The following is a 7,151-nucleotide window of genomic DNA, read 5'->3' on the forward strand; positions in this document are numbered from 1 at the left end:
GCTGTCGCAACGAAACACCAGCGCAAAAAAGGCTTCATTTCCCACTCCCGAATACAAACATTGGGATAACCATCCTGTCATCCGCCTGCTGTGCACAAGGATTCCCGCCCTCGCGATGATCCAAATACCTCTCCCCAAATTGCAGGGAGAGGCCAATCAGTAAACGCTTACTCGGCGTCAGATGCATTCGTTGCAGCAGGGGTTTCTTCCGCTGGTTTCTGCTCTGTCGCTTCTTTGATGCTCAGGCGTACGCGGCCCTGACGGTCCACTTCCATCACTTTCACTGGAACTTCCTGACCCATCTGCAGATAGTCGGTCACTTTCTCAACACGCTTATCAGCGATCTGAGAGATATGGACCAGACCTTCTTTACCGCCGCCGATTGCCACGAAGGCACCGAAATCAACGATACGCGTCACTTTACCAGAGTAGATACGACCCACTTCGATTTCAGCGGTGATCTCTTCGATACGACGAATCGCTTCCTTCGCTTTGTTGCCGTCGGTTGCTGCGATTTTCACGGTGCCATCATCTTCGATTTCGATGGTGGTGCCGGTTTCTTCGGTCAGCGCACGGATAACAGAACCGCCTTTACCGATAACATCTTTGATCTTGTCAGAGCTGATCTTGATGGTATAGATACGTGGTGCGAACTCAGAGATTTCCTGACGTGGGGTGCTGATGGCCTGCTCCATCACGCTCAGGATGTGCAGACGCGCGCCCTTAGCCTGATTCAGTGCAACCTGCATGATCTCACGGGTGATACCTTCAATTTTGATATCCATCTGCAGTGCAGTGATACCGTCGCGGCTACCCGCTACTTTGAAGTCCATATCGCCGAGGTGATCTTCATCGCCCAGGATGTCAGACAGAACCACGAAGTTTTCGTCTTCTTTAACCAGACCCATCGCAATACCGGCTACGGCTGCTTTGATCGGTACGCCTGCGTCCATCAGTGCCAGAGAAGCACCACACACAGAAGCCATTGAAGAAGAACCGTTAGATTCGGTGATTTCTGACACCACACGGACGGTGTACGGGAACTCTTCCTGCTTCGGCATCACTGCCAGCACGCCACGCTTCGCCAGACGGCCGTGACCAATTTCACGACGCTTCGGTGAGCCAACCATGCCGGTTTCGCCCACTGAGTATGGAGGGAAGTTATAGTGGAACAGGAAGCTATCAGTCCGCTCGCCCATCAGCTCATCCAGGTTCTGCGCATCACGGGCGGTACCCAGTGTTGCGGTAACCAGTGCCTGCGTTTCACCACGGGTGAACAGAGAAGAACCGTGAGTACGTGGCAGCACGCCAGTACGTACATCCAGACCACGGATCATATCTTTTTCGCGGCCATCGATACGTGGCTCACCACGGATGATACGGCTACGCACGACGCTCTTCTCGAGATCGTGAACGATGTCAGCGATTTCGCCAGCATCCAGCGTTTCGTCTTCAGCCTGAAGGGCAGCGATAGTCGCGTCTTTAACTGCGCCAACCTGAGTGTAACGCTCTTGCTTATCAGTGATGCGGTAAGCATCAGCAATACCGGCTTCTGCCAGTGCAGCAACACGTGCAATCAGTGCATCGTTCGCTGGCTCTGGCTGCCAGTCCCAACGTGGTTTGCCTGCTTCAGCAACCAGTGCGTTGATGTTTTCGATAACAACCTGCTGCTGATCGTGGCCGAACACCACCGCGCCCAGCATCTGGTCTTCTGTCAGTACTTCTGCTTCAGATTCAACCATCAGAACCGCGTTCTGAGTACCTGCAACCACCAGGTCCAGACGTGAAGTTTTGATTTCATCAGCGGTTGGGTTCAGAACGTACTGGTCATTGATATAACCCACACGTGCTGCACCGATTGGGCCGTTGAATGGCAGGCCTGACAGCGCCAGCGCGGCAGATGCGCCGATCATCGCAACAATGTCCGGGTTAACCTGTGGGTTAACAGACACAACGGTCGCAATCACCTGCACTTCGTTGATGAAACCTTCCGGGAACAGTGGACGCACTGGACGGTCAATCAGACGAGAAATCAGGGTTTCGCCTTCGCTTGGACGGCCTTCACGACGGAAGAAGCTACCCGGGATACGACCAGCAGCGTAAGTACGCTCCTGATAGTTAACCGTCAGCGGGAAGAAATCCTGACCTGGTTTGGTTTTTTTCTGGCCAACAACAGTCACGAATACCGCGGTGTCGTCCATGCTCGCCATAACTGCTGCAGTGGCCTGGCGCGCCATCATGCCGGTTTCCAGCGTGACGGTATGCTGACCATATTGGAATTTGCGTACGATCGGGTTCAGCAAAATTTAAGTCCTTAAATTCGAGGGGCAGAGCACTTTTGAGCTCGCCGGGGTTTACCGATCTTTAGTTGCATCCTCGCGACTAATGACAATCTTCAACCGCTCATGCGGTAAAGCCTCTCATTAGCCGCGCGAAACGCTGCAAGCAAAGATCACTCTCAGCAACAATACATGAGTTTGGTACGGAATGCTGCGGATTGCTCGAAAAAAGGGGCCATAAAGGCCCCCTTTTCGCGAAACTCGCACAAATCTGATCGTCAGATGCGCTTTTCTGCATAGTGCATGTGCTACATCGTTGATCAGATTCTTCAGACTTAGCGACGCAGACCCAGGGTTTCGATCAGGCTGGTGTAACGTGCAACGTCTTTACGCTTCAGGTAGTCCAGCAGCTTACGACGCTGAGATACCATGCGCAGCAGACCGCGACGGCTGTGGTGGTCTTTTTTGTGCTCAGAGAAGTGACCCTGCAGGTGGTTAATCTGAGCAGTCAGCAGAGCAACCTGAACTTCAGTTGAACCGCTGTCGTTAGCACCACGACCGAATTTAGCAACGATCTCTGCTTTAGCTTTTACGCTTAGAGACATAATAAACTCCGAAATAATAAATGAATGGTTGGGTGCCGATCTCTAATTCAGCAGCCCGCTTTAAAAGCCGCGCTATTCTACTCTTCGCCTGATTGCAACGCAAATGCGCCGTTAGCTCAAACGTGAATGTGTTGATTAGGCGGGAAACTCGACCACCAGACGACGCGGCGCCACGCGTCCATCCTCAGCGATTTCTGCCATGCCGATAAATTTATGTTCTTCACCTTCGGTAACACGCACCAATCCCTGTTCAGGCGCATTCGCCACCTGCACCGGCATCCCCTGTTTGAAATAAGCGGCGACAGAGGGCAGCAAATTGACGATGGGGAACTCCTCCGCAGGGCTATCCATTGGCAGCAGCAGTGCATCCAGTGCACGGTAGTCTGGCGTTTCTGCTGCGTTGGCTTCAGCCGCCATCGCCTGCAACTGCTCAAAGGTGATCATGCGATCAATCGGATACTTTGCCACCTGCAAACGACGCAACATAATCACATGTGCGCCGCAGCCGAGCTTCTCGCCGAGGTCATCGATGATGGTGCGAATATAAGTGCCTTTGGAAACGTGAATTTCCAGCTCCAGCTCATCCCCTTCCCAGCGAATAAACTGCAGTTCAAACACGGTGATCGGTCGTGCTTCACGCGGTACGGTAATGCCTTCACGCGCGTATTCATACAGCTTGCGGCCCTGGTACTTCAACGCAGAGAACATGGTGGGTACTTGTAAGGTGTCACCACGGAAGCTCTCCAGCGCCGCATCAAGCTGGGCTTGATTGAAGGTCACCGGGCGCGTTTCGACGATATTGCCATCAGCGTCTGAGGTATCGGTACGCTCGCCGAGGCGGGCAATAACGCGATAGCGTTTATCGGAATCGAGCAGGAACTGCGAGAACTTCGTCGCTTCACCGAGGCAGATCGGCAGCATGCCTGTTGCCAGGGGATCAAGCGCACCCGTGTGACCCGCTTTGTTAGCATGGAACAGACGCTTCACTTTCTGCAGCACATCGTTCGAGGATGCGCCCTGATGCTTATCCAGCAAAAACACACCGTGGACGTCGCGACCGCGACGACGAGGACGACTCATTAGTCCTCCTTGTCATCTTCCGCCGGGCTTTCGCCACGACGCTCAACGTCACTTTTGATCACGTTGCTGACCAGGTTAGACATGCGCATCCCTTCGATCAGCGAGTTGTCATAGAAGAAGGTCAGTTCAGGTACGATACGCAGACGCATCGCTTTCCCCACCAGAATACGGATATAACCTGAGGCTTCTTTCAGCGCCTTCAGACCATTTTTTACCGCATCTTCATCCTGGTCATTCAAAAAGGTCACGAAGACTTTGGCATACGCCAGGTCGCGCGACACTTCTACGCCGGATACCGTTACCATCATGCCGAGGCGCGGGTCTTTAATTTCACGTTGCAGGATAATTGCGATTTCTTTCTGCAGTTCCTGAGATACGCGCTGTGGGCGGCCAAATTCTTTTGCCATTTTTTCTTTCTCCCAAATAATTCGGGAGGCCAGAGGCCTCCCAAATTGCAACACATCAAGTGATGATCAATCGATGGTGCGTTTAATTTCAATCACTTCAAAGACTTCGATCATGTCACCAACGCGAACGTCGTTGTAGTTCTTCACGCCGATACCACACTCCATGCCGTTACGCACTTCGTTGACATCGTCTTTAAAGCGACGCAGAGATTCCAGCTCGCCTTCGTAAATCACCACGTTGTCGCGCAGTACGCGAATCGGGTTGTGACGTTTGATGTTGCCTTCGGTGACCATACAGCCAGCAATGGCGCCAAATTTCGGTGACTTGAACACGTCACGCACTTCGGCCAGACCAATGATCTGCTGTTTGAATTCCGGTGCCAGCATGCCGCTCATGGCTGCTTTTACTTCGTCAATCAGATTATAGATAACGGAGTAGTAGCGCAGGTCCACGTTTTCAGCGTCAATCACGCGACGCGCAGAAGCGTCAGCACGGACGTTAAAGCCGAGAATGATGGCGTTGGAAGCCGCTGCCAGGGTCGCGTCGGTTTCGGTGATACCACCCACGCCCGAACCGATAATCTTCACCTTCACTTCGTCGGTGGAGAGTTTCAGCAGCGAGTCGGAGATCGCTTCCACCGAACCCTGTACGTCGGACTTCAGCACGATGTTCAACTCGGACACTTCGCCTTCGGTCATGTTGGCGAACATGTTCTCCAACTTCGACTTCTGCTGACGCGCCAGTTTCACTTCGCGGAATTTGCCCTGACGATACAGTGCAACTTCACGTGCTTTCTTCTCATCACGCACAACAGTCGCTTCATCACCCGCTGCTGGCACACCAGACAGACCGAGGATTTCCACTGGAATGGATGGACCCGCTTCCAGCACTTCACGACCCAGTTCGTCACGCATCGCACGGACACGGCCGTATTCGAAGCCGCACAGTACGATATCGCCTTTGTTCAGCGTACCTTCACGCACCAGCACGGTCGCAACCGGGCCACGACCTTTGTCGAGGAAGGATTCGATGACCACGCCGCTCGCCATACCTTCACGAATGGCGGTCAGTTCCAGAACTTCAGCCTGCAGCAGAATCGCATTCAGCAGGTCATCAATACCGGTACCCGCTTTCGCAGAGACGTTAACGAACATGTTTTCACCGCCCCACTCTTCCGGAATGATTCCGTACTGGGTCAGTTCATTCTTCACGCGATCCGGGTCTGCTTCTGGCTTATCAATCTTGTTCACTGCAACCACAACCGGCACTTTGGCCGCTTTGGCGTGCTGGATGGCTTCGATAGTCTGTGGCATCACGCCGTCATCGGCAGCAACCACCAGAATTACGATATCCGTTGCCTGCGCACCACGTGCACGCATCGCGGTAAACGCGGCGTGGCCCGGGGTATCCAGGAAGGTTACCATACCGTTGTCAGTTTCAACGTGGTAAGCACCGATATGCTGTGTAATACCGCCAGCCTCGCCTGAAGCGACTTTGGTTGAGCGGATATAGTCCAGCAGCGAGGTTTTACCATGGTCAACGTGACCCATGATAGTGACCACCGGAGCGCGTGACTCCTGCGCTGCATCGGTATCACGATCGTCCATCACCGCTTCTTCCAGTTCGTTCTCGCGGCGCAGGATCACTTTGTGACCCATTTCTTCCGCAACCAACTGGGCTGTTTCCTGGTCGATGACTTGGTTAATGGTCGCCATTGCGCCCATTTTCATCATCGCTTTGATAACCAGTGAGCCTTTCACCGCCATTTTGTTTGCCAGCTCGGCAACAGTAATGGTTTCGCCGATGATCACATCACGGTTAACAGCCTGAACGGGTTTGTTGAAACCCTGCTGCAGTGCGCTTGGCTTACGGTTTTTACCACCTTTACCACCACGGAACTGCGCACGCGCTTCTTCGCGATCAGTTTTCGCTTCAGAATGCTTGTTGCCTTTTTTGGCTGGGCGCGCTGCTTTGGTGGTACGCGCACGTCCACGTCCGCCTTCAACTTCGCGGTCGTTTTCGTCTTCAGCCTGACGGGCATGAGTGGAAGTGGTGACATGGTAGTCGCCTTTGTCTTCTTCCTCTGGTTTTTCCCATTCAGCTGATTTCTCTTCAGCCAGGCGGCGGGCTTCTTCTGCCACACGGCGAGCGTCTTCTTCCAGCTTACGGCGTGCTTCTTCTTCCGCTTTGCGTTTCAGATCAGCCGCTTCGGCTTCACGACGCGCCTTATCAGACTGCGCAGCCTTGGTTACTTCATCGGTAGGTTGATTAGTCACTTTCTCATTTTCCGCTGCTTCACGCTTGGCCTTTTCAGCGGCTTCGCGCTTGGCTTTATCTTCGGCTTCACGTTGCGCTTTTTGTTCAGCTTCGCGACGGGCTTGTTCTTCTGCCTCGCGACGCGCCTGCTCTTCCGCTTCACGCTGCGCCTCGGCTTCAGCTTCTGCCTGAGCTTGCTCAGACTCAGCATCACCTTTCACATATGTGCGTTTTTTGCGGACTTCGATTTGCACCGACTTACTTTTACCCCCGGTGACGGGAATATTCAAGGTGCTGCGCGTTTTGCGCTGTAATGTCAGTTTACTTGAACCGGTCTGACCGTGCTCACGATTCAAATGGGACAGTAAGGTTTCTTTCTCTTGCTGGGACACCGCATCGTTTTCAGACTTGCGGATCCCTGCGTCAGCAAATTGCTGTACCAGGCGATCGACCGGAGTCTGAATTTCGGCGGCCAGCGATTTTACGGTTACATCTGTCATGCTGTTCCTTCCTGTTATTACGC

General features: G+C 53.4%; 5 protein-coding genes. All 5 read right to left on the bottom strand.

Going from position 1 to position 7,151, the window contains the following annotated elements:
- Positions 1–167 precede the first annotated feature (167 nt).
- Positions 168–2,303, bottom strand: coding sequence for a polyribonucleotide nucleotidyltransferase (pnp, locus tag RT340_RS20765; RefSeq protein WP_097118208.1), 2,136 nt, complete (start codon positions 2,301–2,303; stop codon positions 168–170).
- A gap of 311 nt (positions 2,304–2,614) precedes the next feature.
- A complete protein-coding gene (rpsO, locus tag RT340_RS20770) occupies positions 2,615–2,884 on the bottom strand; it encodes a 30S ribosomal protein S15 (protein ID WP_211729326.1) in 270 nt (89 codons plus the stop codon).
- Positions 2,885–3,019: 135 nt separating this feature from the next.
- Positions 3,020–3,964 (bottom strand): tRNA pseudouridine(55) synthase TruB, encoded by a 945-nt coding sequence (gene truB / locus RT340_RS20775; protein WP_058959446.1) that lies wholly within the window; start codon positions 3,962–3,964, stop codon positions 3,020–3,022.
- Positions 3,964–4,371, bottom strand: a complete 408-nt coding sequence (rbfA, locus tag RT340_RS20780) for a 30S ribosome-binding factor RbfA (protein WP_034826517.1) — start codon at positions 4,369–4,371, stop codon at positions 3,964–3,966. The genes truB and rbfA overlap by 1 nt, the downstream gene beginning before the upstream one ends.
- 66 nt (positions 4,372–4,437) lie before the next feature.
- Positions 4,438–7,128 carry a translation initiation factor IF-2 gene (gene infB, locus RT340_RS20785; RefSeq protein ID WP_034826524.1) on the bottom strand — a complete coding sequence of 897 codons (2,691 nt, stop codon included), beginning with the start codon at positions 7,126–7,128 and terminating at the stop codon, positions 4,438–4,440.
- Positions 7,129–7,151: the final 23 nt, after the last annotated feature.

This window comes from Pantoea sp. CTOTU50773 (assembly GCF_032082325.1).
GTDB classification, from domain to species: domain Bacteria; phylum Pseudomonadota; class Gammaproteobacteria; order Enterobacterales; family Enterobacteriaceae; genus Pantoea; species Pantoea communis.